Origin of the sequence: Bradyrhizobium sp. i1.15.2 (genome assembly GCF_040548425.1) — a bacterium.
Taxonomy (GTDB): domain Bacteria; phylum Pseudomonadota; class Alphaproteobacteria; order Rhizobiales; family Xanthobacteraceae; genus Bradyrhizobium; species Bradyrhizobium canariense.
Window position 1 is genome coordinate 60,170 of the sequence record NZ_JBEPRQ010000013.1, and the last position, 26,106, is coordinate 86,275.

A 26,106-nucleotide genomic window follows, 5' to 3' on the forward strand; every position below is an offset into this window, starting at 1 on the left:
TGATTGGTTTTCAGTGGTGCCCTGTGCGATTCAGAGCCGGCGAACTGGCGGGTTGGCTGCGTGTCAGCGCTCTCCTTCCGAGAGATCGACAGAAGAGCCGCTGCCGCCATGATCGCCAGAGCGAACAGCATGACCGGCCGCCGACGCACCGTGCCGAATGGTCTGGGCTCGCTTCATGCGCCGCGCCCAATCGGGCTGCCCCTCTGTGGACGTGCTCGCAGCCGGCTCGCTCGCTTGCCCGCTGCCGGCGAATGCAGCCGCGGCTCGACGTAACGGGCTCATCGCAACCGACCCACCCGCCTCCGCGACACCAGCAAGACCGCCGCTTCGATACGCCGCGGATGTGCCACTCACGATGGCAGCCCCACCGCGTCCCGCACCTGCGAGCGCACCACCTGCGAGACCAGCGCCACCGGCGGCAAGGCCGGCACCGGCCGCAACGACGCCGCCGGCAGCAAGACCCGTCCCAATTGCGGCGCCGGCGCCGAGCTGCGGTCCGCCCGATACCAGGCCGTTTGCGATTCCGGGACCGAAGATACCGAGACCCAGCAAGGACAGGGCCGCCAGCACCAGCGTCATCGCATCTTCGATTGTGGGCTGCGCGCCGCCAAAACCGGCCGTGAACTGTGAGAACAGGGTTGAGCCAATGCCGACGATGACGGCCAGGACCAAGACCTTGATCCCGGAGGATATGACGTTGCCCAGAACCCGCTCCGCCGCGAAGGCCGTCTTGCCAAACAAGCCAAAGGGAATGAGCACGAAGCCGGCCAACGTCGTGAGCTTGAACTCGATCAGCGTGACGAAGAGCTGAATCGCCAGAATGAAGAAGGCGAGCAGCACCACGATCCAGGCGAACAGGAGAACGACGATCTGGACGAAATTCTCGAAGAAGCTGATGTAGCCCATCAGGTTCGAGATCGAATCGAGCATCGGTCTCCCGGCATCGAGGCCAACTTGGGCGATCTTTCCCGGCCGCAGGAAGTCTGACGCTGAAATACTTGATCCAGATGCCTTCAGGCCGAGACCGGCAAAGCTCTCGAAGACGATCCGTGCCAGGTTATTCCAATTGCCGATCAGATACGCGAAGACTCCTACGAACAGCGTTTTCTTGACGAGACGCGCGATGATGTCCTCGTCTGTGCCCCAACTCCAGAATAACGCGGCAAGCGTGATGTCGATGGCGGCCAGCGTAGTTGCGAGATACCCGACCTCACCACCCAAAAGCCCGAAGCCGTTGTCGATGTAGCGGGTGAATGTCTCAAGGAACTGGTCGATAGTGCCGGTGCCTGTCATGGCTTATCTTCTCCGGGCACGCCGGCGGCCGGATATCCTTGCGGCATCCGGCTCTGATCTTTTGGCACGGCTGTCACGCCGGCTTGTGCAGCGGCAGCACCGTCCCGCTTGCCGAAAAAATGACGGCGGTTTTCGGCCCAGACCTTCTGGCAATGCTGATAGTCCGCTGCATCTTGCGAAGAGACGGTGCGGCAGCGCACAAGCTCGGACCGGTCAACGTCTCTGGTCTGCTCTGCCGTTGGTGACGCAGAGGTTTCTTCCCCGCCACGGAGGTGAATCGCGCAGCCTGCGACGACCAGCACTCCGACTGAGATGAGTAGCGACAGCGCTTTGAATGGGCCTGTATCGGTCATCAGTGGAACATCCGCACGTCCTGGGATTGATAGCCCTGCCCCGGCGTCAGAAACCGCCGGAGCTGTTCTCGCCCCTGGTCCTGGGCGGCCGCGCGCTGCGCCGCTTCAAGGCTCTGCGCCCGACCCTGTGCCGCGACAGCGGCGGTGAGATCGGCAAGCTGCTGCGCCTGAAGTGCGAGGATCTGGTTGCCGGCCTGGGTGGCCTGCAGGGCGCCGCTGGCACCCTGGCTCGATGTTACGAGCGCCGATGTCTGGATGCGGTTGGTATCGAGGTTGCCCACGACACCGGCCTGAACTCGGAGGGAGTCCTGCAACGCGGCGACTGAGTTTTGCCAGCGCGATTGAGCGTTGTTGATCAGCAACTGGCTGGACTGGCTGCCGCTCGCCGGCGCATAGCTGGTCGAGAAGGCGCGATCGATCTGCTGGACGTCGTAGGCGATCCGCTGGGCCTGGGCCAGCAATTGCTGGGTTCGCTGGATCGAAGATTGCAGTTGCTGGAGCGAGGAATACGGCAGGCTTGCCAGATTCCTGGCCTGATTGATCAGCATCTGCGCTTCGTTCTGCAACGAAGTAATCTGGTTGCTGATCTGCTGCAGCTCGCGCGCGGCGGTCAGCACGTTCTGGACGTAGTTGTTGGGATCGAAGACGATCCACTGCGCTCGTGCGGCCGCCGTCACCCAAAACGTCACGGCGATCGTGCCAGCGGCGGCAAATAGACCAAGGCTCCTCATTGCGACTTCTCCAGGTTGACGAGACTGGGAATCAGGTCCGTGACCCAGGCGACGCCGCGATGCAGCAACCAGGCCGGCACGAAGCCGTCAGGTCCATGTTCGGCGAGGAGCTGAGCAATCGCAGCTTGGTCTGTCTTGGAAGACGCTGCGGTGAAGGCGAGCGCAACTTCACCAAGTCCAAGTTCGAACATCCGATTGCCGCGACGGGACTGGCAGTAATAGTCACGCTTGGGCGTTGCCCGGCTCAGAAGCTCGATCTGACGGTCATTGAGACCGAAGCGGCGATAGATGGCCGTAATCTGAGGTTCGATGGCCCGCTCGTTCGGCAGCAACAAGCGTGTTGGGCAGCTCTCGATAATCGCCGGGGCGATCGCCGAACCATCGATGTCCGAAAGCGATTGGGTAGCGAAGATGACGGACGCATTCTTTTTGCGAAGCGTCTTCAGCCACTCGCGAAGCTGGCCAGCAAAATCATCATCGTCGAGGGCGAGCCAGCCTTCATCGATGATGAGAAGCGTGGGACGCCCGTCGAGACGGTCTCCGATGCGATGAAACAGGTAGGCCAGCACGGCCGGGGCCGCGCTCGTCCCGATCAACCCTTCGGTCTCGAACGCCTGGACGGATGATTCCCCAAGGCGCTCGAACTCGGCATCAAGCAGGCGCCCGGACGAACCGCCGAGGCAATAGGGTTGCAAGGCGCGTTTCAGGGCGTTCGATTGCAGAAGGACTGACAGGCCCGTCAGGGTGCGTTCCTGCATCGGCGCGGAAGCGAGAGACGTCAGTGCCGACCACAGATGGTCCTTGACCTCCGGGGTGATCTCAACCTTTTCCCGTGCCAGGATTGCACCGACCCATTCCGTGGCCCATCCACGCTCCGAGGGGTCGTCGATCCAGGCCAGCGGCTGCAACGCGACAGGTCGGTCGCCTCCGTCAGACAAGGCACCGCCGAGATCATGCCAGTCGCCGCCCATGGCGAGCGCGGCCGCGCGGATCGAACCACCGAAGTCGAACGCAAACACTTGGGAGTTCGGGTAACGGCGGAACTGCATTGCCATCAGCGCCAGCAGGACCGACTTGCCAGCACCTGTTGGTCCGACCACCAGGGTATGGCCGACGTCACCGACGTGAAGCGAAAACCGGAATGGGGTTGATCCCTCGGTCTTGCCGAACAGGAGCGGCGGACCGCCAAAATGCAGATCGCGCGCCTCGCCCGCCCACACCGCCGACATCGAAATCATGTGGGCGAGGTTGAGGGTCGAGACCGGCGGCTGCCGCACATTGGCATAGACATGCCCGGGCAGACTGCCGAGCCAGGCTTCCACGGCGTTCACTGTCTCGATCATGCAGGTGAAATCGCGGCCCTGAACGGCCTTCTCAACGAGGCGGAGCTTTTCGTCGGCCGCGCCGGGATCGACGTCCCACACCGTAATGGTCGCGGTGACAAAGGCCTGTCCGATCTGGTCCGAGCCCAGTTCCTGCAGGGCGGCGTCGGCGTCGAGCGCCTTGTTGTGAGCGTCGGTATCGAGCAGCGTCGATGCCTCGTTGGTCATGACCTCCTTGAGGATGGCGCCAACCGACTTGCGCTTGGCGAACCACTGGCGACGGATCTTGGTCAAAAGCTTCGTGGCATCGGTCTTGTCGAGCATGATCGCGCGCGTCGACCACCGGTACGAGAATGGCAGGCGATTGAGGTCATCCAGAATTCCAGGCGTCGTCGCGCCCGGGAAGCCGACGATGGTCAGAACCCGCAGATTGGCTGAGCCCAGCATCGGCTCGAGCCCGCCGGTTAGCGGCTGGTCGGCCAACAACGCATCGATGTACATGGGAATTTCGGGCACGCGAACGCGATGCCGCTTGGTCGAAATCGTCGAGTGCAGATAGGTCAGCGTGGCCTGATCATCGAGCCATGCGCATTCTGGCATGAACCCTTCGAGAAGCCCGAGCACGCGGCTGGTTTGATCTACAAAGCCGCGAAGTACCTCGCGAACATCGGCTCCAACGGTCCGATCGCGCCCTTCATAGAGCAGTCGTTCTGCCTTGGCTGCCCCCTCCTCCGGTGGAAGATAGAGGAAGGTCAGGAAGTAGCTGGACTCGTAGTGGGCGCCGGCCTCCTCGAACTGAGCCCTGCGCTCGGCGTCAACCAATGCAGATGCGACGTCCGGAAACGTGCTCGGAGGATAGCTACCGGCAAAATGGCGCTGCGCCTCAACGAACACGGCCCAGCCAGATCCCAGGCGGCGCAGGGCGTTGTTCAGACGACCGGCCACGCCAACAAGTTCGGCTGGCACCGCACTGTCGAGGTCGGGTCCGCGGAACTTCGCTGTCCGCTGGAACGAGCCGTCCTTGTTGAGGATGATCCCCTCGTCGACGAGGGCTGCCCAGGGCAGGAAATCGCCAAGACGCGCATTGGAATGGCGATATTCGGCAAGGTTCATCATGACCGATAACTCAGAGGTTGAGATGGCCGGGAATGCGCAGATGTCGGCGCACCACGTCGACGAAGGCGGGATCGCGCTTGGCGGCCCAGACGGCGGCCATGTGGCCGATGAACCAGAGGACCAGACCCGCGATCCACAGTCGCAGTCCGAGCCCAAGCGCGGCCGCAAGCGTGCCGTTGACAATCGCGACCGATCGCGGCGCACCGCCCATCAGGATGGGCTCGGTAAGCGCGCGGTGGACGGGCACGACAAAACCTGCGACCGGCTCATCCATCAGATCACCACGCCCCCGCCGAAGGAGAAGAACGACAGGAAGAAGCTCGAAGCCGCGAACGCGATCGACAGACCAAACACGATCTGGATCAGCCTGCGGAAACCACCCGAGGAATCTCCGAACGCGAGCGTGAGGCCGGTGACGACGATGATGATGACGGCGGTGATCTTGGCGACCGGCCCCTCGACCGACTGCAGGATCTGATTGAGCGGTTGCTCCCACGGCATGTTCGAGCCGGCGGCCCATGCCGGCGGTCCTGCCAAGAGCACCGCGCCGAAAGCCGCCAACGATGCCCCACGAAAAAAGCGAAATTGCAGACGCATGTCAGTCTCCTGCTGATGAAAGGCTGTAGTCACCGGCGGCTCCAAGCCCCGAGACGATGGCGAGCTCGGAGAGACGACGGTCGGCGCCGCGCCCCGCAAGGACGGCGACGAGGTTGATGGTCTCGGCGATCAGGGCACGCGGAACCGTAATGACGGCCTCCTGGATGAGCTGCTCAAGCCGCCGCAAGGCACCGAGCGCGGTGCCCGCGTGAATCGTGCCGATGCCGCCAGGATGACCGGTGCCCCAAGCTTTGAGCAGATCGAGTGCCTCCGCACCGCGGACCTCGCCAACCGGGATACGATCAGGACGCAGTCGCAGCGAGGACCGAACGAGATCCGATAGCGTCGCCACGCCATCTTTGGTCCGCAATGCTACAAGGTTTGGCGCCTTGCACTGAAGTTCGCGCGTGTCTTCGATCAGAACGACCCGATCGGAGCTCTTTGCCACCTCGGCCAGGAGCGCATTCGTCAACGTTGTCTTGCCGGTCGATGTCCCACCGGCGACAAGGATATTCTTACGAGCGGCGACCGCACCCTTCAGGATTGTGGCCTGCTTCGAGGACATGATCTCTCTGGCGACGTAGTCGTCGAGCGTAAAGACGGCGACAGCGGGCTTGCGGATCGCGAACGCCGGAGCTGCCACGACGGGAGGCAAGAGACCTTCGAAGCGCTCCCCGGTTCCGGGCAATTCGGCCGAGACCCGAGGCGCGCCGGCATGCACCTCGGCGCCGACGTGATGCGCCACCAGGCGAACAATGCGCTCGCCATCTGCTGCGGACAAAGTTTCGCCTGTATCGATCAAGCCGCTCGACAACCGATCGATCCACAACCGCCCATCCGGGTTGAGCATCACCTCGATGATCGTTTCATCCTCGAGGTAGCTGGCAATCGCCGCGCCAAGCGCGCTACGCAGCATTCGCGCACCGCGCGAATTCGCTTCCGATTGGATGGAATGGATTGCCACCGACGTCCCCACCGAATGAGGACCTCCACAGCGGGCCCTCAGGTGGGGATGATTAGAAAAGGCACCAATGGGCTTGGCGCAACGAGCGCTTTCGGTGATCGTAGACTGGCGTAGAAAAAGAAAGACCGAGAACCGATGTTTGAGGCTTACTCAATCGCATCGGGTCGCTTGCGAGTTGCTGCTCACCACTCGGCCTCATCATACGCGCTCATAGTATGACCGTGGCGCCGGCGCTATTCATTCAATCACTGCAACATCCGCCTGCGGTGTGATCGGGCCAAAGCGCTATACGCGATTGCGTATATTGATGTTCCATACGCGAGTTCGTATATTTTCTCTATATACGCATCCACGTATATTGACATTTTATACGCGTTCGCGTATCAAGCTCCAATGGATACGATCGCTCGCACCCCTCAGCAGCTTGGCGCCGCCATTAAGCGGCACCGCCGGCAAAAAAAACTCACCCAGAGCGGCCTAGGCGACAAGATGCACGCGCGCCAAGCGACAGTCTCGAAGCTGGAGGCCGGCGAACCAGCGACGCAACTGCGCATCCTCATGGATGCGCTGGCCGCGCTCGACCTGGAACTGGTCCTCCGACCACGCACGAAGGTGTCGGCCAAAGCCATCGAGGATCTGTTCTGATGGGACGCCGTCCTATCCGAGCGCCTCTCAACGTCTACCTGAACGCTCGTCTGGTCGGGCGGCTGCGGCGGGAGAGCAGCGGCGCCATCGATTTCCAATACGACGAAGCCTGGCTGGGATGGGAGAACGCCATCCCGGTCTCGGTATCGATACCTCTACGCGAAGACCGCTATATCGGTGACCCCGTCATTGCAGTCTTCGATAACCTGCTTCCCGATAGCGACGACATCCGCCGGCGTGTCGCCGAACGCGCGCATGCCGGCGGAGCCGATGCTTACAGCCTGCTTTCCGCGATCGGCCGCGACTGTGTCGGCGCCCTGCAATTCCTTCCGGATGGAACGGCACCCGGAGCGGCGGGCGCGATTGACGCTCGCGTCGCGAGCGACCAGGACATCGCGGCGATCCTTGCCAATCTAGCCAACAATCCGCTCGGCATCGGTCCCGATCAGGAGTTTCGTATCTCTCTGGCTGGAGCCCAGGAAAAAACCGCGCTTCTCTACTGGAAGGACAAGTGGCATGTGCCGCACGGTACGACCGCCACCACGCACATCATCAAACCGCAGATCGGCAGGTTACCGAACGGCGTCGACCTGACCCACAGCGTTGAAAACGAGCATCTCTGCCTGAAGCTCGTCGCCGCGCTCGACTTGCCCGTCGCCAAGTCGCGCATCGTTGATTTCGCGGGCCGGCGCGTGCTCGCCATCGAGCGATTCGACCGCACATGGGCGCACGACGGACGGCTTCTGCGCCTGCCACAGGAAGATTGCTGTCAGGCGCTTTCCGTCCCGCCCGGGCGCAAATACGAATCGGACGGCGGCCCGGGCATCCGAAATATCTCTGATCTCCTCAAAGGCAGCGATACACCGACGACCGACCAGGCGACCTTCTTCAAGGCACAAATCGTTTTCTGGCTTCTGGCGGCTACTGACGGCCACGCCAAGAATTTCAGCATCCACCTCTCGCCCGGCGGACGATTCGTCCTCGCCCCGCTGTACGACATCATCTCAACGCAACCGAGCCTCGATGCCAAGCAGATCACGCAAAACCAGATGAAGCTCGCCATGGCGATCGGCAATAGTCGCCACTACGTAGTACACACGATTCTCGGCCGACATTTCGTGCAAACTGCAAAGACTTGCGGCCTGCCCGACAGCGTGGTTCGCGGTATCATCGAAGAGCTCGCGGATACGGCTGGCACGAAGATCGACGCAACGATTGCGAAGCTGCCGAAGGATTTCCCGCAGGCGATGGCAGAATCCATCGCGACCGGCGCGAAGCGACGCCTCGACAGCCTCATCACGACGGAGAGTGGCGCTTAGGTCGCGCGGGTCACCACTCCACCTCGCCGTCCGATTGCTCGCAGAAAATGCTTGCTTCGACCACGTCGAAAGCACTGACCGGCATGGTGGAAGGGACTGACTTCATCCAGCAAGCGAAGGATTGGATCCAAGGTAGCCCGAACCAAACCAACGCCGCGATCTGCAGCGCTACGTTGAGACTGAACGCGACTTGATAAGCCAAGATCGACCTATGACCATCGTTCGTGGACCATTGCTCCAGGATCAGTCCGGTCGCATATTGTGCCAGAAATGCCCAACCAAAGTGCAAGACGTTCAAAACGCCATTGGCACGGCCGGCAAGCTCCGACGGAAAGTAATCAGCTATCACGGCAAAGCTGACCACAGTTGCCGTTCCGATGATTGCGACAACCGACCAGGGCAAGATGGACGGCAGAGGTACTCGCAGGATCAAGGCTAGCTCGGCTGCGATAAATAGCACGGCCACCATCGCGAATATCGTCTCAGCCGTGAGACCTGTTCGTTTGACGTGATGGATCGTCATGCCGAACAACCAGGCACCCCCGCTGAGTACGATCGACATGATGAACAGCTGTCTGACGAGGCCTGCGCGATCGAGGCCCTCCACGTCTGCAAGCCACGGTGATGCCCACAATCCCTGCAGCGACCAAGCTGAACCAACGCAAGTCGCCGACAACGGGGCTATCCGCCAGAAGCGCCTGTCGCTGAAAACGGATCCCAGGGTGGCGGAGGCTGGCGCTTTCGATGGGATAACGCGTTGCTCCGGAACTACGACATAGATGAGGATCGCTGTGGCACCGGTCGCAGCCGCCAGGACCTCAAAGAGCTGCCGCCAGCCCATCCAAGCGAGCAGGTGTTCGACGGGAACTGTGGCGGTCACCGCTCCTAGTGATCCCAGCATGATCATGTAGCCGTTGAGCAAGGCAACTCGCTCCCTGGGGAACCAAAGGATGATGGACTTAAGTCCTGCCGTCAGCGCCCCCGCGACGCCAAGCCCGATCATCGCACGCGCGATCAAAAACGACAGGAAGCCGGTCGATACGGCGAACAGTCCGGCGCCCAGTGCTGCGAACCAGAGCAGCGCGCTCTGGACCCGACGCGGACCAAAGCGGTCCAACAATATACCGACCGGGATCTGAGCCGCCGCAAAGACCAGGAAATAGACTGACGTAAGCAGTCCGAGGTTGGCTGACCCAAGCCCGGCATCCGAGCTGAGATCACTCACGATCAAAGCGTTGATCGTCCGAAACAGATACGAAAGATAGTAGCCAGCAGCAAACGGTAGAAATACGCGCACGGTGAGACGCCACGTCCTTGTAACTTGCATGCCGGCCTTCTTGCTCATCAACTCATTCGAGCCGATAGCGCGTTCGGCTTTTTAAAGGCTCGGCTAAATTGCTGCGGTCGTAGGCTGGCGTAGAAAAAGAAGGGTTCGCGCGATGGCGCATAGAGAGCGATCAGTCAGGTCCGCCGGCGGGCTCCTGACGGACGATATCTTCCGGTATCTCACGCAGAAAGCTCTGCCCCTTTTGCAAACGACGCCCGAGCGCCTCGACAAATCCTTCAAACCGCTCCCGGCCTTTTGCCTGCGCAGCCGCCTGCGCGCCGTTCGGTAGCGGTGGCGTAACCGTCAGCCAGAAACGGACGAAGAGAGCCAGCGTCTCGGCCGTTAAACCGACGTCTCGCTCCAGTCTCTGCAGCTGACGCGACAGTCGATCCAGGCGACGGGTAAACGCCGCCTCCCGCCTGTCCGATCCATCCGGCGACAGAAACGAAGCAACGGCCGCCTCCACGATCGCAGACCGGGAGAGCTTCTGGCGATCGGCCAGATCCGAGATCTGCTTCAGAAGCTCTGGCGGGAAATACACGTTCATCCGGTCGCGCATATTGCCTCAGAGCTCCATGCCGTCATTCGGGTCCATGGCGGCTTGACGGGCGACGCCGCGCATTTGCTGACGGAGAAGCCGGGACTGGCGAACCGCGTCCTCGTCGTCGTCAAGAACGACGGCAAATTCCTCGGCTGGCGTCGGTTCGGCCGTCTCCTTGGCGATCGCGACGTGATCGGGGAGTTCGGGCTCGCGACGAAGGCCGCTATTCGCCGAATCTTCCTCCGCTCGCCCCCTTTCGGTTGGAAGCGACGCCGGCTTGGGCGCTCCCAATGCAGACCATCCGTCCGTTCGCGGTGACCGGCCGGATGCGGCTGAATCGGGCGGCGGCAAGACCCGCTCGGTAAACCGCCGATCTTCATAGTAGCGAGCCTTCCGAGCTCGAATCGGCGGCGTACCCGCCACCATGACGATCTCGTCCGACGGCGGAAGCTGCATGACCTCGCCTGGGGTCAAGAGCGGCCTTGCAGTCTCCTGACGGGAGACCATGAGATGCCCCAGCCAGGGATTCAATCGGTGCCCGGCATAGTTCTTCATCGCCCGCATTTCGGTCGCCGTACCGAGCGCATCGGACACGCGCTTCGCGGTCCGCTCGTCATTGGTCGCGAAGCTGACCCGGACGTGGCAGTTATCGAGGATGGCGTTGTTGGGCCCGTAGGCCTTCTCGATCTGATTGAGCGATTGCGCGATCAGGAAACTCTTGATGCCGTACCCCGCCATGAAAGCGAGGGCGGACTCGAAGAAATCGAGCCGCCCAAGCGCCGGGAACTCATCTAACATCATCAGGACACGATGCCGGCGGTCGCGGGCGTGCAAGTCCTCGGTCAGGCGTCGGCCGATCTGATTCAGCACTAGGCGGATCAATGGTTTGGTTCGTGAGATATCCGAGGGAGGCACCACCAGGTACAGCGTGGTAGGGCGGTTATCTGCGATCAGATCGGCGATCCGCCAGTCGCACCGGCAGGTCACCTGGGCCACCACGGGATCGCGGTACAGCCCGAGGAACGACATCGCGGTGGACAGCACGCCTGAACGTTCGTTCTCGGACTTGTTGAGGAGTTCGCGGGCGGTCGAGGCGACCACGGGATGAGCACCCTGCTCCCCAAGATGCGCGGTGGTCATCATCGCCTTCAGCGTCGCTTCGATCGGCTGCTTCGGGTCGGACAGGAAGGCGGCGACACCGGCCAGGGTCTTGTCGGCCTCGGCATAGAGGACATGGAGTATGGCTCCGACCAGGAGCGAATGGCTGGTCTTTTCCCAATGGTTCCGCTTATCGAGGGAGCCTTCGGGGTCGACCAGGACGTCGGCGACGTTCTGGACGTCGCGAACCTCCCATTCTCCGCGCCGGACCTCGAGCAGCGGATTATAGGCTGAGGACTTCGGGTTGGTCGGGTCGAACAGGAGGACGCGGCCATGCCGCGCGCGGAAGCCGGCGGTCAGCTGCCAGTTCTCACCCTTGATGTCGTGGACGATGGCCGAACCCGGCCAGGCCAGCAGCGAGGGAACGACCAGCCCGACACCTTTGCCCGACCGCGTGGGCGCAAAGCACAATACGTGCTCGGGTCCGTCATGGCGGAGGTAGTCGCGGTCAAGCTTACCGAGCACCACGCCATCTGGACCAAGGAGCCCTGCCGCTCGAACCTCTTCCGCATCAGCCCAGCGCGCCGAGCCATAGGTCTCGACATTCTTGGCTTCGCGCGCCCGCCAGACCGACATGCCAATCGCCATGGCGATCGAAATGAATGTCCCCGACGCCGCGATGAAGGCGCCCTCAACAAAGACGTGCGACGCATAGGCGTCGTAGACGAACCACCACCAGAAGAAGACCGGCGGGTAATAGATCTTGAAGCCCGCCAGTTCGAACCAGGGCCGCCCGAGTTCGGGCTGCCAGGCGAGCCGCCAAGCCGTCCACTCGGTTGCTCCCCAGATGGCGAGCAAAACGATCAGGCCGACAACGATCACCTGACCCCAGAGAATCTTGGTTCCGGACATCGACCAACCTTCCATACTGGTGAGATAGCTAGAGCCCGAGGTCGCGCTTGCGGCCAAAGCCCCATTCGATTCCGCCGCCGTCTTTCACGACGCCGGTGACGTGCTGGCCGAGCCTCTTCTCGAGCTCGCGCGACCAGGGCACGAGCTGGAAGCCCAGCCCGTTATCGATCATGGCGAAGCGCCCCGAGGAGAGCGTCAGACGACGGCGATACGTACCTGCCACATGTTCCTCGGAGGCTGCCTTCACGTGAGGCAGCCTCGTGTCGGCCGAGACTTTTGCGGCCACCTCGTCCAGTTCACGTCGGCGCAAGGTGTCCAGAAGGCCGCGCTGGAAGATGATGCGTTGGCCCTGCCGCCGCGCCAGACCTTCCTGAACCAGATGCTCGCAACGGGCTTCCATGGCGTCGCGGGTCTCACCGCCAAATCCGCCCATGGCAAGCGGCATGGGGTCGCGTTCGACGAGCCTGTGGTCGAGCCAGGTCGCGCCTTTTGCGGTGATCTGTCCCCTGAGATCGAGATCGGAACGGGTCGCGAGGACTAAGGTGGGGTGCACGTCACCGGCTTGACCGAAGCGTCGCACTTCGACGATTCCGCCGATCGGCGGTGCATGTTCGAAGGCCTCGATCCCACGCAAGCGGACGTGGTGCGCGCGTCCGTCAGTCCCGTCGATCAGGGCGTAAGCCTCGCGGGTGAGTTCGTCATGCAATCCCCGATCGACAAGTCGTCCGACGATCCCGGACGTCGGCTGTCCGCTTTCGATGACAAAGTCGGCAATGCCGCGCGCTTCGCCGCGCTCGGTAAAGGCGCGGTGCATGGTCTTGATGGTGTCGCCCCGCATGCCGAGGTCGCGCAAGCTGCGCTCGGCCTCGAGCCCGACCATCCATTCCCCAGGTAGCTCGGATGCGGCAAGGCCCATCTTCTCCAGGTGTTGAAGGCGGCCGACCATCAGGCGCCGGATCTCGGGGTCGGATTTGCCGGGATTCTCCGGGCGAAGATCGATGTAGCCGGTCTCATCCGCCGCCAACCGGATCTCCCGATCGAGCCGGGTCCATCGCTCCACCGTTACTTCGCTCTCTAGCGAACTTCGGATCTCGTGCTCCGGTTTTGGGCCCAGTTCGATGGCGACCAGTTGCTCGGCGCGTGAGCGCAGGCCCTGGCCGATGTAGTCGCGGGAGATCACGAGATCCGCCCCCTCCTGATCTACTCCCCGAACGAGCAGATGGACGTGAGGGTTGTCGGTATTCCAATGATCGACCGCCACCCAATCAAGCCGCGTGCCGAGATCGGTCTCCATCTGTTTGACGAGATCGCGGGTGAAGGCCCTTAGGTCGGTCATGTCGCCGGCATCCTCTGGCGAGACGATGAACCTGAAATGGTGCCGGTCGTCCTTGCACCGCTCGGCAAAGGCCGCGCTCTCGGCACGGTCGCAGCCCTCATCGAACATCTCGGCTCTCTCGCCGCTTCGAGTCACGCCGTCGCGCTTCAGGTATGACAGGTGAGCGGTCAGTGGGGCTGAGCGGAAGGCTCGCCCTTTGTGCCGAACCACGCGCGCCTTCACTACGACGCGCCGCGCCGGGCTGAACAACCGGTTGCGACTAAAGGCGAGCCGGCCGCGGCCAAACGTCGAGCGCCCATGGGCCGCAAAACGCCTGCCACCCGCGGCCTGACTCGACGTGTGTCCTGCTTTCTTCGCCGCGCGTAGCACCTGGTTGATGAAGCTCTTGGGCTTCTGCGCGCGGGTGCTACGGATTCGCCCGGGCCGAATACGCAGGTCGCTGTCGCCCACGCTCACGGCAAGACCTCCCAACGATCAAAAGCGCACACGGTGCCGAAAACGCCTTTGATTGCATTCGTCAAAATGCAACGCGCGGCACGCGCCCCGACCGACCGGCACGCCCGAACCCAAGCCATGTCAATGGCTTGCCGTTCGACCGGTGAGCCCCTTTTATCTCGCCTTCCTAATCGCGCGGGCAAAGTCAACTCATTCCTACGCTTTTCTTCGACTCTTCGAACTTCAGCCATCACCGACTCCTTGCATCAACAACGCGCAAGCGTCACCACAACCGCGCTTGCGATCGGCATTCACCAGGCGGGGTCCATGCGTTCCTTCGCGTTCAGCACTTCGGCCGTCGCATGCTCTTCATCAGGTTCGTAAACAGGGCTGTCCAAGCAGTCCGGCGCTCTCGTCGCCGAAGGGCGGCAGCAGGCAAGAGATAGCGGACATTCCCCGTTTCGCGGCCCCGCCAGGGGACGCTCACCGCGCGCGCGGATCTCTAATTTCGCTCCTCCTCAACATGCCGGGCGCAAACCCAGTGCTAATCCGTCGTCACCTGCACCGCAGCTATCGTGCCGGTTTTAACCGCAGGCGCTGCGTAACTTTGGCGCCGAACCCGACGTGGAAGTCGGTCTCGCTGACCCACATCCGGTGCAGAATGCTCGCTAGCTTGCGCGCGACCGCGGTGATCGCGCACAGCATGCTCGAGCGTTTGGCGATCCGCAGGCCCCAAGCGCGCAGTGCTGACCATTTCCTGACCCGCAGCAGCAGGCTTGCGGCCGCCTCGCAAAGCGCTTCGCGCACGGCGACATCGCCTTGTTTGCTAATCCGCCCCTCGTAATCGATCGACGTGCCGGACTGGTGCCGTTTCGGCGCCAAGCCAAAATGAGCGCCTACCGTTCGTGATCGCGCAAAGCGATGAGGGTCATCAACGCCGACCTTGAATGACAGGGCCGCAACAGGGCCGACGCCTGGAACCGTCATCAGACGCCGGCAGACAGCATCATGCTGAACCACCTGCAGCAGCACACGATGCAGGCGATCGTACCCCTCAAGAATGGCGCGGCGCACATCCAACATCGCTTCGATGGTCATTACGAAGATCGGATCGCTGCGCTCGATCAGCTCGCGCACGCGAGCTTCGTAAGCACTGCGGGCGATGGCTTCAACGAGCAACCCATAGGCCCGCAGCGCACCACGAATGTGGTTTTCGAGGTCGATCAGTTTGCGCTTGAGCAACTTCCGGCTGGTCAGCAGCGTGCGCATTTTCTGCATGTCGATGTTCTTGACATGGACGGCGCGGTACCAACCCAACCGCATCATCTGCGCGATGCCACGCGCATCATTCCGGTCGGTCTTGTTCCGCATTGTCGACAGGGACACGCGCATGTGGCGCGCTTCGACAACAATGATCGGGAGCCCCGCTGGCTGTAGTTCGCGATACAGCCAGATGCCAAGCGATGATGCCTCGACCCCCACTCTCTCGAGGCGATCCGCGTAGCCCTCTACTGCGGAGCGGATCGCCGCTGGCTCGGTGCTCACCTTGAGCTCACGGACGGTGAGACCCTCGCCATCGACGATGCAAAGACTGGTTTCTTCAAGACCGACATCCAACCCAACGTAAAGCTTCATCGGAGCTCTCCTGTGTTGCAACGAACGCCTAAGTCGTTGCACCAGGCTCCGGATTCGGCCACACGGCGGCTATCGTCGTGCACCGGTTTCTCGAAGCCCGATTTGAAGAGCCGTCCTGCTGTCGTGTTTGCCCACCGCTCTCCCCATTCCGCCCATTCTTCTCCAGAGCACGCCAACGCATGCGAGCTTGCGCGTTCCATTATTGCGCGCCTCCCGCATCAGATCTCGCGACAAACAACCCTGTTGCTTGTGGCACAATGGCCGAGACGTCGTGGACGGAGGCAATCGTCGGAGCCCGTTTCAGTGGACGCCTGGCAGCGCTCATTGGGCTTTCAGGCCGCACAACGAAGAGCGCTCCCGCGGATGACCGCAGACGAGCGACTGCGCTGGAAGTAGTAAGGTCGCTGCCGATGACTGGCGCGAGCTTCCGCAAATAGGCTTCGGTCTCTACTGGCAATGGGCGGCCGGCGAGACGCTCATCGTAACGAGCAGGCCCCGCGTTGTAGGCTGCAAACAAGCCCGGCGCACCGTAACGGTCGCGCAGTTCGCGCAGGTACGCCGTACCTGCAAGTATGTTGTCACGAGGATCATAGGGATCGTTGCCGAGTTCGTACCGCAGACGCAGCTCCGCCCAGGTTTCCGGCATGATCTGCATCAACCCCATGGCGCCCCTGGGTGACTTGGCGCGCACCTCTCCGGCGCTTTCGACGTCTATGACTGCCAGTATCCAGCGCACCGGGATGCCGAAACGACGCGAGGCGGCCTCAACGAAATCCGCAAATGAATTGCCAGTTCGATAACTCGCTGTAGGGTCTGCCGGTCGCGTCTCGGCGAGAGCAGCAGCGTTAGTCTCGGTCAGTGCCACGAACAGCAGTACGGCAGCGCACAGGCTCATCTCGGACAAATGCAAGCGTGCCGGCGCGCTCGCGCCCGTCCCGCGAAAAGCAGCTTCGCGCCGGCCTTTCGGTCGCCCTGGACCGCCGCTGCGCGCGTCGGCTTTGCAAGCTTTGGTCGGGACGGAGGAATGGTCCCGCAATCGATCGAACAGAGGAATGGCGGGGCAGAAACGCACAATACGCACCATCATTCCTCCCACGTCCACAACGGGAGCGCACGGCCCATGACGGCCGACGACGGCATGAATCCAAAGTATCGGCCGTCCAGCGAGTCGCTTGACTGCCAGTTCATAAGAAAGAGCTCGCCGTCGCCGACCACGCGGCAGCCCTGCCATTTCGGCAACGGCCGCCCGCGAGCGTCGCGATCCCGCGCCTCGCCCATTACAATGTCATCGACCGAAATAGTGAGACCGCTTCTGCAGACCGTCTGCCCCGACAGCGCCAAGACCCGCTTGAGCATGGGGACGCCGACCGGCAGATAGCCGTTCAGGTCTAGAAAGGTCGCAAGTGGTTCCGGCGGCTGAATGGCGACCAGCTCTGTGACATGAAAGAGTTTTGCCGATCGCAAGCGATAGAGACCGATAGGTACGCTCGTCGATGCATTCCAGATGTAGAGCGGAAGCGGCTCCAGAAAGATTGTCGTGACAAGGGCGGCAGCAACCACGAACGTCTTTATCAGCATGATGAAACGGCACGTCATCGCATCACCTTTTGACGATTAAACCAGGCCTGATGGCGCGCTTTCGTATACGGACGCGGATTTTCGTTCACGGACAGACGGTTATGAACGTGATGCCAATGATCAGGAGCGACATCGGCGGGATCGATGCCGAGCGCTTCGACCGCATCGACCATCTGCAGCACTCGTTCGACCTTCGGCCAACCGGAGAGCCGCAGCAAAATCTCTCCGCCCGGCTTCACATACGGCACGGTCGAGCAGCGCTGTCCTGGCGCGACCGCGCGCAAGATGTCAATCCGCGAGATGATCGTGCCAAAGTCGCTGGAGGTCCAACGGACGAAGGCAAAGATGCTGCCAGGCGCGAATGACAATACACGCCGGTGACCATCAAGCTTCCGTACATTGACGACGCGACCGAACCGAATGCGGTTTTCGATGCGCTTCTCGAGCCACAACACTTCCACTTCCGTGAGATCGCTCATGCGGCGGCTCCCTGACGCTGGAGCTGGTACCCGTGGGCTTGAGGCTCGATGGAGAGTGTGCGTGGCCTGCAAAGGCAGGCTGAACTGTCGGACTGCCGTTGCCGAGCGCCGCCAACGTGGCTTTCGGCCTGCTCCGTTAGAAGAAATGCGAAGGATTTCTGGTTAGTGAAGTTAGACCAGCGGGAAGGCGCGGAAAAACAAGCTCTTAAGCTCGATTTCGGTTCCCGATAGCACCAGGATCGCGTCCCCGATAGCAGGAGGGTTGCGGTCCTCGATATCACGAGCTGATTCACAGGTTGTCCTCCGAATTTGGAATGAGACCGCGGCGGCGCAAGCGTGCCGTTAAGGGATCAACAGGCGTAGGTGCGAAGTTCAGTCGCTCCGTACCGTTCGGATCGCGCGTGAGCGCGAGCTGATAGCCGCGCAATGTCTGGCGCTGGACGATCTGGCGGACGTCGTAAGCAAAGAGCTTGAGCGGCGAGATGATGCCGGACTTGGCATCGAGGTGCACAAGATCAAAGCTCCAGCCGCCATCTTGGCGTCCACCGTGCTTGCGCACGAGCCGGTAGAGCCACCGCTCAAGCCTGCCCGTGAGATCGAAATAGGCGCGGTCGATCGTCAACACGAGTGCGTCACCGATGACGCCGCACCAATCCGGCAGGATCAGCTCGAGCCCAAATGGACGACCATTTGCATCGGCCGTCTCCTTCCACTCGTTGATCCAGGAGAAGCGATGCCGCCGGCGCTCTGCCGGCTGACGGATCGAGGTCAGCACAGTCGTTGACTGAAGCCTGTCGAGACCGGCCTTGAGGCGATCATAATCTCGGGCGCTGGTGCCGCGGCCGACAAACGTCAGAATCTCGTAAGGCGTTGCAGCCATCAGGCGCGACGTCTTCAAGCCGGCGTCACGCGCCTCGACGATCTGCGACGCGGCCCAGATCAGAACATCGGCATCCCAGATGGTTGCCATGCCGTGTTCCGCCACGGTCTCGACCGGAATTGCGATCGCGCCGGCACGGAAGTGGATCGGAACAATCCGCTTCGTTTTTGCAAGCGAGAAGAACGGATAAGCCATCAGATCCTGGGCATCACCGGGCGCAAGGTCGCCGGGAAGCGCCCGAAAGAGCTCCAGCTGGTCGCGCTCGGAATGGTGTTTGCGCCGCATTGTCACTGCTCTCATGTGGCAATCAGCGACGTTCCTGGCCCGCATACGGGCGCAGCACCGGCTGCTTCTTGGCCGGCAGCACGGTCCCCTTCCCGGGGTCAGACGTCGACGTTTTGGTGCCGAGGTCAGCCCAGGCTTTCAGATCGTCCACGGCGTAGACGACACGTCCGCCGATCTTGCGATAGGTCGGCCCGGTACCGTACGTGCGGTGCTTCTCGAGCGTGCGTCCCGAGAGACCAAGATACCGCGCGGCCTCCGGTGTACGCAGGAAGCGCGGGGGCAGTCCGGTCATCGCATCGGGCATTTGAGCACTCCAAGGTGACGACGCACCGCGCATGGCGGCGTCGGCGTATGTGCGGTCATCATGGAGAAGCAAGTTCTCGGAGGGGGATGCCGAATATCGAGGGGTCGATTTTCGGCACCCCAGCAAGGGCGCTACTCGTCCCTGCGCCTGGGCCGAAGCAGCTTGCGATAGCCTCCGCGCACAAATGCGAGGCCGCTTTGTACAAGGCGACGGATTCGGCTGCGTAGATCGTGTGTTTTCCAGGCACGATCCGATATGCGAGCGTTGCCAAACAGAGCTTCTGCGATGCTGCGATAAGTCGCGCCGGCGAGATACGCGGAGACCGCGCGAAGGGCTGCGCGCAGTCGTTCGCGCCGCTGTTTGGGCACGCGATGAAACGGAGGTCCTGGCGCGCGTCCATTCATCGCGCGCCACAGCCGCGTGGCTGCATGCGCGCGCGCCTCGAAATCGCGGTCAAACGGCAACTCGGCCGCATAGCGAGCGCCCGCGGTCAGCGGCTGTTTCGACCAGATGCGATGCTCCACCGGACCGATTTGCAGCACGGCATGCCAGCCGTCAGCGGCACGGCGCACCTGACCAGATGCAAGATCCAGCGGCGGCTGAGGCGTTGGGCTTTGACCGGGCGTTGAAGCGGTTACAGTGACCGGGACGACGGTCGGGAGAACCTCAGGCGCCCAAAAGATCGTCTGCTCGTGGAACGACCTCTGCGGGTCATGGGCGAAAGCAGAGGCCCCACCTCCTCCTGAATTCCTCAGTCACCGCGCCATCTGAGTTGTTAGCGATAATCGCATCGTAGTCACGTTGGTAGTCCACGTTCATACGAAGACCTACCCAGGCGATTTCAGTTATCTCAGCGTTCTCTAGGCTCTTAAACGAATCCGGCGACCGCCAGTCGAACTCAGGCATTGCTTCCGCCCCATTGCATGCAGCTAACAAGGATTGCGGCGCAATAAATATAAACGATGCGGTTGTAGGAAGCCCCTAGTTTGGCACCACGTGGTGCACTGGAATGACCACCGGATAACGGAAGAAAATAGTTCTGCCTGCAAGTCGCCAGTCGGCGGTTTTCTTCTATGTTGAGTCGGTGCCGCGTAAGAGACGCCCCCGCTCAGTCACCCATTTGGCGCGCGCAAGATGACTCTGATATGCGCTCCGCGCACGGTCTGGCTCTCGCGCTGAGTCCATATGCAAGACCACTCGAGCCACTTCGCGCCAGTCCGCCCCCTCGCCCTCCGCCTGCAGAAGGCGAATGTACGTGACGACATGCTGTTCGTCGTACGCCGTCAGGATCTGGTCTGTGGGCGCGGCGTCAGCGACATCGGGATCAAGCGGCGGATTCTTCATAAATTCCGTGCCTTAGATTGGACGACTTCTAACACGCAGGCCGGAAGAGGTCGAAGCGTTAATATCCAGTTGCACGACCAGGCTTGCGCATTTTGTCGAGAATACTCCGTGGTGAAATACTCTTCAAGGACGTGCCCTCTCGCGTATGGACATACGCGAGGTACTTGCAATCAATTTGCGGAAGCTCCGACAGGCGCGCGGTTTGTCCCAGGAGGAATTGGCCCACAGGGCGGATATTGACCGCACCTATATCAGCGCGCTCGAACGAAGCGTATATGCGGCGGGTATCGACGTTGTCGATCGGTTGGCGCGTAGCCTGGGTGTAGAGGCTGCCGACCTGCTGACTCGTCCCAAGCGAAAGACACGGGACCAAGTCGAATAGCTCATGCGAGCCGCTCGGTCCATTGGCAGGTGCCGGCTGATGCGCACTGGAATGAGAAGCCCCGCCCGGCGGACCGGACGGGGTTTGGCGGAGGGTCTACTCGCCGCTCTTGCGGGGCCGCGACCAGAGCAAGGTGTAGCCCTCGCCGCCTTCATCATCGAACAGGTTGGCGTAGATCGGCGCGTTGAACGAGGGGTCATCGAGCTTGAGCGAGAGGTAATCGCGGCCCTCTTCGGAGCGCTTCGACCAAGCTGCGCCGATCTCCGCTCGGCCCACGTAGATGCGGTGGCTGGGAGCGTTGTCGTTGGAGCGGTTGGTCTCGGCGACGATACGGACGCCCCTGGCTTGCAGGCTCAGGGTGACGATCTCGCCCTGGAAATCGTTGCCGACCTTCTTGAAGGAACCGATGTTAGCCATGTCACTTCTCCTGTTGTGTTTCGAGCCCGCGACCACCGCGGCCTCGATGGCGATCTAAAGGCCGAGGACGATCGGCGACGCACCCGCTTCAGGGCCGGAGCGCAGCGGAGGACGCCGTTGTGGCGACTTTCTTGTCTCGCGAGGAATGGGCGAAGCGCAGGGGAAGAAAGTCGCAGCAACGGCGTTGCGGCTCAGACGATCGAGGCGCAGCCGGTCTTCGGCCAGATCAAGCCATCAAAGAGGCCACGTGCGTCCGCGTGCTGAACCGCAATCTTCGGAGAAGATTTGGCGAATCTCGGTTCTGCTGAACAAGGGGTTGGTACGGTTCGGCGGAGAAAGAGAAACAATCTGCCGCAAAGGGCGGCATCGTCCCGGAACGAATGATCGAACGGAGCGCGCCGCTCCACCGCAGCTATGTGGGCCAGACAGAGACCGGTACGGCTTGCTTAAGCGCCCGAGGAGGGAACGCGGTTACTTCTCGCTCAAGCTCGACGATCCCTCATTCAACGTGACGCCCTGTGCCGTCTTGCTCGGCCGATGACCGCGACGAAGCCTCACCGCTCGTGCGCGGCGGCTGTGAGAACTGGTTCAGGCGCATTCACCACCGCCCCGGCCGACCCCGACGGGAGGGTCCCCGCAAAAACGGCCAAGCGTGTCCATGCTGTGCCGCCGATGCAAACCGCTCCTAGGCATGCGAACGCCTCGCGCCAAGCCAATGAAGGCACCCCGATCTGCGATAGGGCAAAAATCACCTGATAGCCGGCGATCGCTGCGGGGACCGTGAATACGGTTGCGATCGCGACGCGCAAGGTCAAAGACCGACTAACGGCGACGGCGACCTGACCAGCGGCAAGCGTCAGCGCGCCAGAAGAAATTCCGATAAGCAGTGCGCCGAAGACGCCCGTACCATCACGAAATGCCAACATCCCGACACTGAGTGCGACGAAGAACGGTAGCGCATACACCGCGAGCGCAAAGATGGCCCAGCAGAACAAGCCAATGCCGAGTCTGTTGAGAACAAGCCCAAGCGCGAGCATGGTGGTGGCTCCATGTGCATGGATCTATCAATCGCGCCTTCCACCACCACCACGGCGCAGTTTGGATGTAAAAATGAAACGAGGCGGAGTTGCGGCGAGCAACTCCACCTTGGCGTCTTCGAGGCGACACGGCGCTCATGCGCCGCCGAACTTCCAGACGGGAATGCCGAGCCGCTTCGCCTTATCGGCGAGATTGTCCTGAATTCCCGTGCCCGGGAAATGCATGACGCCGATCGGCAGGAGTTCGAGCATCGCATCGTTGCGCTTGAACGGCGCCGCCTTGGCGTGTTTCGTCCAATCGGGCTTGAAGGCGATCTGCGGTACTTTGCGGTTGGTCGCCCATTTGGAGGCGATCATTTCGGCGCCTTTCGGCGACCCGCCATGGAGGAGGACCAGGTCGGGGTGCTTGGCGTGAACCTTGTCGAGGCGGCCCCAGATGAGGTTGTGGTCGTTGAAGTCGAGCCCACCGGTGAGTGCGATTTTCGGTCCAGCTGGCAACATGACCTCGGTCTCGGAACGACGCTTGGCGGCGATGAAGTCGCGGGAGTCGATCATTGCTGCGGTGAGCGTTCGGTGATTGACCAATGATCCCGATCGTGGGCGCCAGGCCGAACCGGTGTGGACCTCAAATTGTTCGATGGCCTGGTCGCGGAAGAGCTCCAGGCAGTTGCGGCGCTCGATCAGCGTGATGCCTTCGGCCGTTAGGCGCTCGAGTTCGACCGATCGGACTTCCGAGCCGTTCTGCTCGCGCTGGCTCTTGTGCTGCGCCTGCTCGTTGTCATCGAGTTGCCGTTCGATGCGTTCGACGGCCCTATGGAACAGGTTGACCGTCGACCAGAGCAGATCGTCAAGGTCCGGCTCAAGCCGCGTGTCGTTCAAGGTCGCAACAAGGGCGTCAAAGATATCCGCGACGGCGACGGCGATCATCTTGCCTTCCGGTAGCGGTCTCGGATCGGGCTGGTCGTCGAAGGGACGATAGCCGAAGAGCTGTAATTGGGTGAGCATGTGGTCGGTCGGAGACGAGGCGTGCTGCGGTTCGATGCCGTCATGGTCGGTCATGGGAAGAGGTCCTTTGCCGGATCGGCCGCGACCATCGCGGCCTTCGTGGCGATCCTCTGACGGCGGGCGGGCCGGGCCAGAACCCGACAGGGCCGAAGCGGCAGCGGAGGATGGCAGAGGCCGGCTATTTTGCTTCGCGATGCAAAGCGCGCGGCCAACTGCATGATGTGTCTTCAAATCGCTGGCGCGCGGCGGAAAATAGCCGGACGTTAGCCATTGCCGGCCCGGGCCGGCTGCCGTCCGATCGCCGCCTAGAAGGCCGAGGTCGCGTCCTCTTCCGGTATTGGCCTCGCCTATGACCGGCCCATCAACGTCGATCAAAGACCGGGAGCTATTCCGCGGCCACCGTCGACGAATGCAGGAAGCGAACGACATCCTCTGGCACAAGCTGAAACCGCAGCGCTGCTCGGAGGGCTTCGAGACCGAAGACATGCAGATCTTCGTTGAAGTCGCCCAGCTGGGGCGACAGCACGACCACTTCAATGCCGGCGTTTGCTGCCCGCTGGCTGAGAATTGCCAGCACCGCATCACCGGCGGCATCGGCATCGCGCGCAATGTAGAACCGGCGCAGGCTAGACGGCAGCGTCATGGCGGAGAGGTGATTAGCCGAAAGCGCTGCCGCCATCGGCATAGTCGGCAGCACGTAGCGCAGCGACAGCATAGTTTCGATACCCTCGCCGGCAGCGAGCACGTCATCCACCACGCCGAACCGAACGGCGTTGCCGAGCAGATCGCCCATCGCGCGTCGTGGGGTATCGATCGGAGCCTTGCCGAGCCGAACGCGATCAAAGCCGTCCGGATCGAGCCAGGTCCGGTGCACGCCGGTGATCCGACCATCGAGATCCGTGACGCCGGCAATCATTGCCGGCCAGGTTTCGGTCGGCAGATGGTCGTCCGGCCGATAGTAGCAGCGTGGATGGAAGCGCAGACTGCCGCCATGGTGGATGCGGGTTATGCCGCGGCGCTGCAAGTACGTTTCAGCCAGTGTCCCCTCGATCGGGCTGGATATCGCAAAGAGCCGACGGGCAGCTTGCCGCGATCTGGGCGGTACGACCGAGGGAATAGGTCTTGGGGCGGGTTTCTGCTCAGAACGAGGCAGGTTCAAAAAGCGCCTCGCCTCCTCGGCGACCTCACGAAAGTCTCGCAAAGCCAGAGTTTCGCGGATGATGTCGAGCAGATCACCATGCGCGCCGGTTGCGGCATCGGCCCACTTGCCCGCCGCTCCCTTCGGCGATTCCTGGAGCCGTACAAATAGTGAGCGGCCCGGGTTGTTGTGGACGTCGCCGACCACCCAATACCGCCCCGCCCGCTTGCCATTGGAGAGATAGTGTCGGCATACCGCCTCCGCCTCGCGCGCGAGGCTGCGTGCCAGTTCGCAAGGTTGGCGGGACATCAGGCCGCCTCCTGCCAGCTGGCACCTTCGACTGGATACCGGTCGAGTATCTTCGACAGCATCTCTATGCCGCTTGCGTCCATCCGCACGAGCATCCGGAGTTTACAAAAGGTGATCTCTCCAAAGAGGCCGTGGCCTCGCAAGCTCTTGCGCATCTTGGAATTGGATCCCGACACTTCGATGCGCTTTCCACGGGGCACTCCGACATCGGCCGACGTGATTTTTTGGACAGCTTTTGGCATGCGATGCTCCACGACGGGCAGCCGGGAGCCTCTCTCTCGGCCTCCCACCCGTCACGGAAACAACCCTGCCCCCTCTTACTCTTGTGCCGGTGCCCACCGAGCAGAACCTCACGCCGCCTGCTGGTCCTCCGTCGGCATGTCGCCGACGGGTTCTGGGAGAAAGCCAAGCAGATAATCGGCAACCTTGCTGGCCTTGGAAGCAGCCCGGATAATTGCACGATTGTCCTCGCGCAAGACTTCAAGCCAAGAGCCGATATAGTCGGCATGCCGCACCGTCGGCACGATGCCGAGCGAGGCGCAACTGAACGCAGACGAGATTTCCGCAACCAGCTCCTCGAAGGCATACTTCCTAGTACCGTAGTTGCCTGACAGGTCACGGTTCAGACGCGACGGATGACCGCTGGCATGCGCCAGCTCGTGGAGGGCCGTTCGATGCCAATTGATTGGTTCAAAATAGGCCTGCGGAGGCGGCACCTGCACGTAATCTTCCGTCGGCATATAGAAGGCACGGTTGCCGCCGATGCGGAAGTCGATGCCGGTCGCCTTGATCAGGTATTCGACCTGCGGCTCGATCAGGGCCGGCGGCGGGGGCGGCGCCGTTGTCGCGATCTCTGGAGGCAAGCCGCCGCATTGATCACAGTTGAAGACCGTAAAGTGCTTGAGGAACGGTATGGCCTGCGCTTCCTCGCCGGTCTCATGTGCGCGGCGTTTTTCGCCGGCTGGCACGAAGCGGTCGGCATAGACGACGGTCGTGCCGCGCTCGCCCTTGCGGACGTGACCACCGAGCGACAGCGCCTGGCGGAAGGTAAGCCAGCTCTGGCTTTTAAATCCGTGTTCGGTCGCGGCACCCCATAGAACTAGAATGTTTATGCCGCTGTATTGGCGGCCGGACGCCGCACTCTTCGGCAAAGCCAAAGCCGCCTTCGCCGCCGCGGTGCCCCAAGGCTGCACCCACGGCACTCGGCCAGCCTCCAACTCGGCAATGATCTTGTTGGTGATGTCGTCATAAAGGTTGGCCCGGTCCTGACCGATGCGCGCGTTAGGATAATGTCTGGACATCGCGGGTCTCCGCGACGGGGACC

General features: G+C 62.0%; 29 protein-coding genes. 3 read left to right on the plus strand and 26 right to left on the minus strand.

Annotated elements, in window-relative coordinates; all coding sequences use genetic code 11:
• Positions 1-63: 63 nt before the first annotated feature.
• The 7 genes from trbL to trbB are packed head-to-tail and all read right to left on the minus strand — an operon-like array spanning position 64 to position 6,328.
• The gene (gene trbL / locus ABIB80_RS22850) at positions 64-1,293 is read right to left on the minus strand and encodes a P-type conjugative transfer protein TrbL (protein ID WP_354128437.1); all 1,230 of its coding nucleotides are present in this window, start codon (positions 1,291-1,293) and stop codon (positions 64-66) included.
• Entirely contained in the window at positions 1,290-1,646 is a 357-nt protein-coding gene (trbK-alt, locus tag ABIB80_RS22855) for a putative entry exclusion protein TrbK-alt (RefSeq protein WP_354128438.1), read from the minus strand. The genes trbL and trbK-alt overlap by 4 nt, the downstream gene beginning before the upstream one ends.
• Positions 1,646-2,377: a P-type conjugative transfer protein TrbJ gene (gene trbJ / locus ABIB80_RS22860; protein WP_354128439.1), complete on the minus strand. Its 732-nt coding sequence runs from the start codon at positions 2,375-2,377 to the stop codon at positions 1,646-1,648. The genes trbK-alt and trbJ overlap by 1 nt, the downstream gene beginning before the upstream one ends.
• Positions 2,374-4,815 carry a conjugal transfer protein TrbE gene (gene trbE, locus ABIB80_RS22865; RefSeq protein WP_354128440.1) on the minus strand — a complete coding sequence of 814 codons (2,442 nt, stop codon included), beginning with the start codon at positions 4,813-4,815 and terminating at the stop codon, positions 2,374-2,376. The genes trbJ and trbE overlap by 4 nt, the downstream gene beginning before the upstream one ends.
• 10 nt (positions 4,816-4,825) lie before the next feature.
• Positions 4,826-5,089 carry a VirB3 family type IV secretion system protein gene (locus ABIB80_RS22870; RefSeq protein WP_219685391.1) on the minus strand — a complete coding sequence of 88 codons (264 nt, stop codon included), beginning with the start codon at positions 5,087-5,089 and terminating at the stop codon, positions 4,826-4,828.
• Positions 5,089-5,412 (minus strand): TrbC/VirB2 family type IV secretion system protein, encoded by a 324-nt coding sequence (locus ABIB80_RS22875; protein WP_354128441.1) that lies wholly within the window; start codon positions 5,410-5,412, stop codon positions 5,089-5,091. Before ABIB80_RS22875 ends, ABIB80_RS22870 begins: the two co-directional genes overlap by 1 nt.
• Before the next feature lies 1 nt (position 5,413).
• The gene (gene trbB / locus ABIB80_RS22880) at positions 5,414-6,328 is read right to left on the minus strand and encodes a P-type conjugative transfer ATPase TrbB (protein WP_354128520.1); all 915 of its coding nucleotides are present in this window, start codon (positions 6,326-6,328) and stop codon (positions 5,414-5,416) included.
• Positions 6,329-6,769: 441 nt separating this feature from the next.
• Between trbB and ABIB80_RS22885 the strand changes: the two genes are divergently transcribed.
• Together ABIB80_RS22885 and ABIB80_RS22890 are read left to right on the plus strand one after the other, a co-directional pair.
• The gene (locus ABIB80_RS22885; RefSeq protein WP_354128442.1) at positions 6,770-7,021 is read left to right on the plus strand and encodes a helix-turn-helix domain-containing protein; all 252 of its coding nucleotides are present in this window, start codon (positions 6,770-6,772) and stop codon (positions 7,019-7,021) included.
• Positions 7,021-8,340: a type II toxin-antitoxin system HipA family toxin gene (locus ABIB80_RS22890; protein ID WP_354128443.1), complete on the plus strand. Its 1,320-nt coding sequence runs from the start codon at positions 7,021-7,023 to the stop codon at positions 8,338-8,340. Before ABIB80_RS22885 ends, ABIB80_RS22890 begins: the two co-directional genes overlap by 1 nt.
• Positions 8,341-8,350: 10 nt before the next feature.
• Here the strand turns inward: ABIB80_RS22890 and ABIB80_RS22895 are convergent, their stop codons facing one another.
• From ABIB80_RS22895 to ABIB80_RS22955, 13 genes are all read right to left on the minus strand, one after another.
• Complete coding sequence (locus ABIB80_RS22895; protein ID WP_354128444.1) at positions 8,351-9,685, minus strand: MFS transporter; 1,335 nt, start codon at positions 9,683-9,685, stop codon at positions 8,351-8,353.
• Between the two features lie 112 nt (positions 9,686-9,797).
• Positions 9,798-10,226 (minus strand): CopG family transcriptional regulator, encoded by a 429-nt coding sequence (locus ABIB80_RS22900; RefSeq protein WP_354128445.1) that lies wholly within the window; start codon positions 10,224-10,226, stop codon positions 9,798-9,800.
• A gap of 6 nt (positions 10,227-10,232) precedes the next feature.
• Positions 10,233-12,218 (minus strand): conjugal transfer protein TraG, encoded by a 1,986-nt coding sequence (locus tag ABIB80_RS22905; RefSeq protein ID WP_354128521.1) that lies wholly within the window; start codon positions 12,216-12,218, stop codon positions 10,233-10,235.
• Between the two features lie 28 nt (positions 12,219-12,246).
• The gene (locus ABIB80_RS22910; RefSeq protein WP_354128446.1) at positions 12,247-14,010 is read right to left on the minus strand and encodes a relaxase/mobilization nuclease domain-containing protein; all 1,764 of its coding nucleotides are present in this window, start codon (positions 14,008-14,010) and stop codon (positions 12,247-12,249) included.
• 549 nt (positions 14,011-14,559) lie between these two features.
• Positions 14,560-15,624 carry an IS110 family RNA-guided transposase gene (locus ABIB80_RS22915; RefSeq protein WP_354128447.1) on the minus strand — a complete coding sequence of 355 codons (1,065 nt, stop codon included), beginning with the start codon at positions 15,622-15,624 and terminating at the stop codon, positions 14,560-14,562.
• A 199-nt stretch (positions 15,625-15,823) separates the two neighbouring features.
• Positions 15,824-16,711: a lytic transglycosylase domain-containing protein gene (locus ABIB80_RS22920; RefSeq protein WP_354128448.1), complete on the minus strand. Its 888-nt coding sequence runs from the start codon at positions 16,709-16,711 to the stop codon at positions 15,824-15,826.
• Positions 16,708-17,220: a S26 family signal peptidase gene (locus tag ABIB80_RS22925; protein WP_354128449.1), complete on the minus strand. Its 513-nt coding sequence runs from the start codon at positions 17,218-17,220 to the stop codon at positions 16,708-16,710. Before ABIB80_RS22925 ends, ABIB80_RS22920 begins: the two co-directional genes overlap by 4 nt.
• On the minus strand, positions 17,217-17,681 hold the full coding sequence (locus ABIB80_RS22930; protein ID WP_354128450.1) for a DUF2840 domain-containing protein: 465 nt from the start codon (positions 17,679-17,681) through the stop codon (positions 17,217-17,219). The genes ABIB80_RS22925 and ABIB80_RS22930 overlap by 4 nt, the downstream gene beginning before the upstream one ends.
• A gap of 289 nt (positions 17,682-17,970) precedes the next feature.
• Positions 17,971-18,846: a replication initiator protein A gene (locus ABIB80_RS22935; RefSeq protein ID WP_354128451.1), complete on the minus strand. Its 876-nt coding sequence runs from the start codon at positions 18,844-18,846 to the stop codon at positions 17,971-17,973.
• Between the two features lie 22 nt (positions 18,847-18,868).
• Entirely contained in the window at positions 18,869-19,150 is a 282-nt protein-coding gene (locus ABIB80_RS22940; protein ID WP_354128452.1) for a helix-turn-helix transcriptional regulator, read from the minus strand.
• Positions 19,151-19,281: 131 nt separating this feature from the next.
• Entirely contained in the window at positions 19,282-19,722 is a 441-nt protein-coding gene (locus ABIB80_RS22945) for a DUF2285 domain-containing protein (RefSeq protein WP_354128453.1), read from the minus strand.
• A gap of 139 nt (positions 19,723-19,861) precedes the next feature.
• The gene (locus ABIB80_RS22950; RefSeq protein WP_231142577.1) at positions 19,862-20,056 is read right to left on the minus strand and encodes a transcriptional regulator domain-containing protein; all 195 of its coding nucleotides are present in this window, start codon (positions 20,054-20,056) and stop codon (positions 19,862-19,864) included.
• A 165-nt stretch (positions 20,057-20,221) separates the two neighbouring features.
• Positions 20,222-20,494 (minus strand): DUF2285 domain-containing protein, encoded by a 273-nt coding sequence (locus ABIB80_RS22955; protein WP_354128454.1) that lies wholly within the window; start codon positions 20,492-20,494, stop codon positions 20,222-20,224.
• Between the two features lie 145 nt (positions 20,495-20,639).
• On the opposite strand from ABIB80_RS22955, the gene ABIB80_RS22960 reads away from it, so the two are divergent.
• Positions 20,640-20,876, plus strand: a complete 237-nt coding sequence (locus ABIB80_RS22960) for a helix-turn-helix domain-containing protein (RefSeq protein ID WP_354128455.1) — start codon at positions 20,640-20,642, stop codon at positions 20,874-20,876.
• 96 nt (positions 20,877-20,972) lie between these two features.
• On the opposite strand, the gene ABIB80_RS22965 is transcribed toward ABIB80_RS22960, so the two are convergent.
• The 6 genes from ABIB80_RS22965 to ABIB80_RS22990 all read right to left on the minus strand — a co-directional run bounded on the left by ABIB80_RS22965 (position 20,973) and on the right by ABIB80_RS22990 (position 26,083).
• Positions 20,973-21,293 carry a DUF736 domain-containing protein gene (locus ABIB80_RS22965; RefSeq protein WP_007594548.1) on the minus strand — a complete coding sequence of 107 codons (321 nt, stop codon included), beginning with the start codon at positions 21,291-21,293 and terminating at the stop codon, positions 20,973-20,975.
• Positions 21,294-21,847: 554 nt separating this feature from the next.
• A complete protein-coding gene (locus tag ABIB80_RS22970) occupies positions 21,848-22,330 on the minus strand; it encodes a hypothetical protein (RefSeq protein WP_354128456.1) in 483 nt (160 codons plus the stop codon).
• Positions 22,331-22,465: 135 nt separating this feature from the next.
• A complete protein-coding gene (locus ABIB80_RS22975) occupies positions 22,466-23,389 on the minus strand; it encodes a DUF2493 domain-containing protein (protein WP_354128457.1) in 924 nt (307 codons plus the stop codon).
• A 331-nt stretch (positions 23,390-23,720) separates the two neighbouring features.
• Positions 23,721-24,782: a DUF7146 domain-containing protein gene (locus tag ABIB80_RS22980; protein ID WP_354128458.1), complete on the minus strand. Its 1,062-nt coding sequence runs from the start codon at positions 24,780-24,782 to the stop codon at positions 23,721-23,723.
• Positions 24,782-25,024, minus strand: a complete 243-nt coding sequence (locus ABIB80_RS22985; RefSeq protein WP_354128459.1) for a hypothetical protein — start codon at positions 25,022-25,024, stop codon at positions 24,782-24,784. The genes ABIB80_RS22980 and ABIB80_RS22985 overlap by 1 nt, the downstream gene beginning before the upstream one ends.
• A gap of 108 nt (positions 25,025-25,132) precedes the next feature.
• Positions 25,133-26,083, minus strand: coding sequence for an ArdC family protein (locus ABIB80_RS22990; protein WP_354128460.1), 951 nt, complete (start codon positions 26,081-26,083; stop codon positions 25,133-25,135).
• Positions 26,084-26,106: the final 23 nt, after the last annotated feature.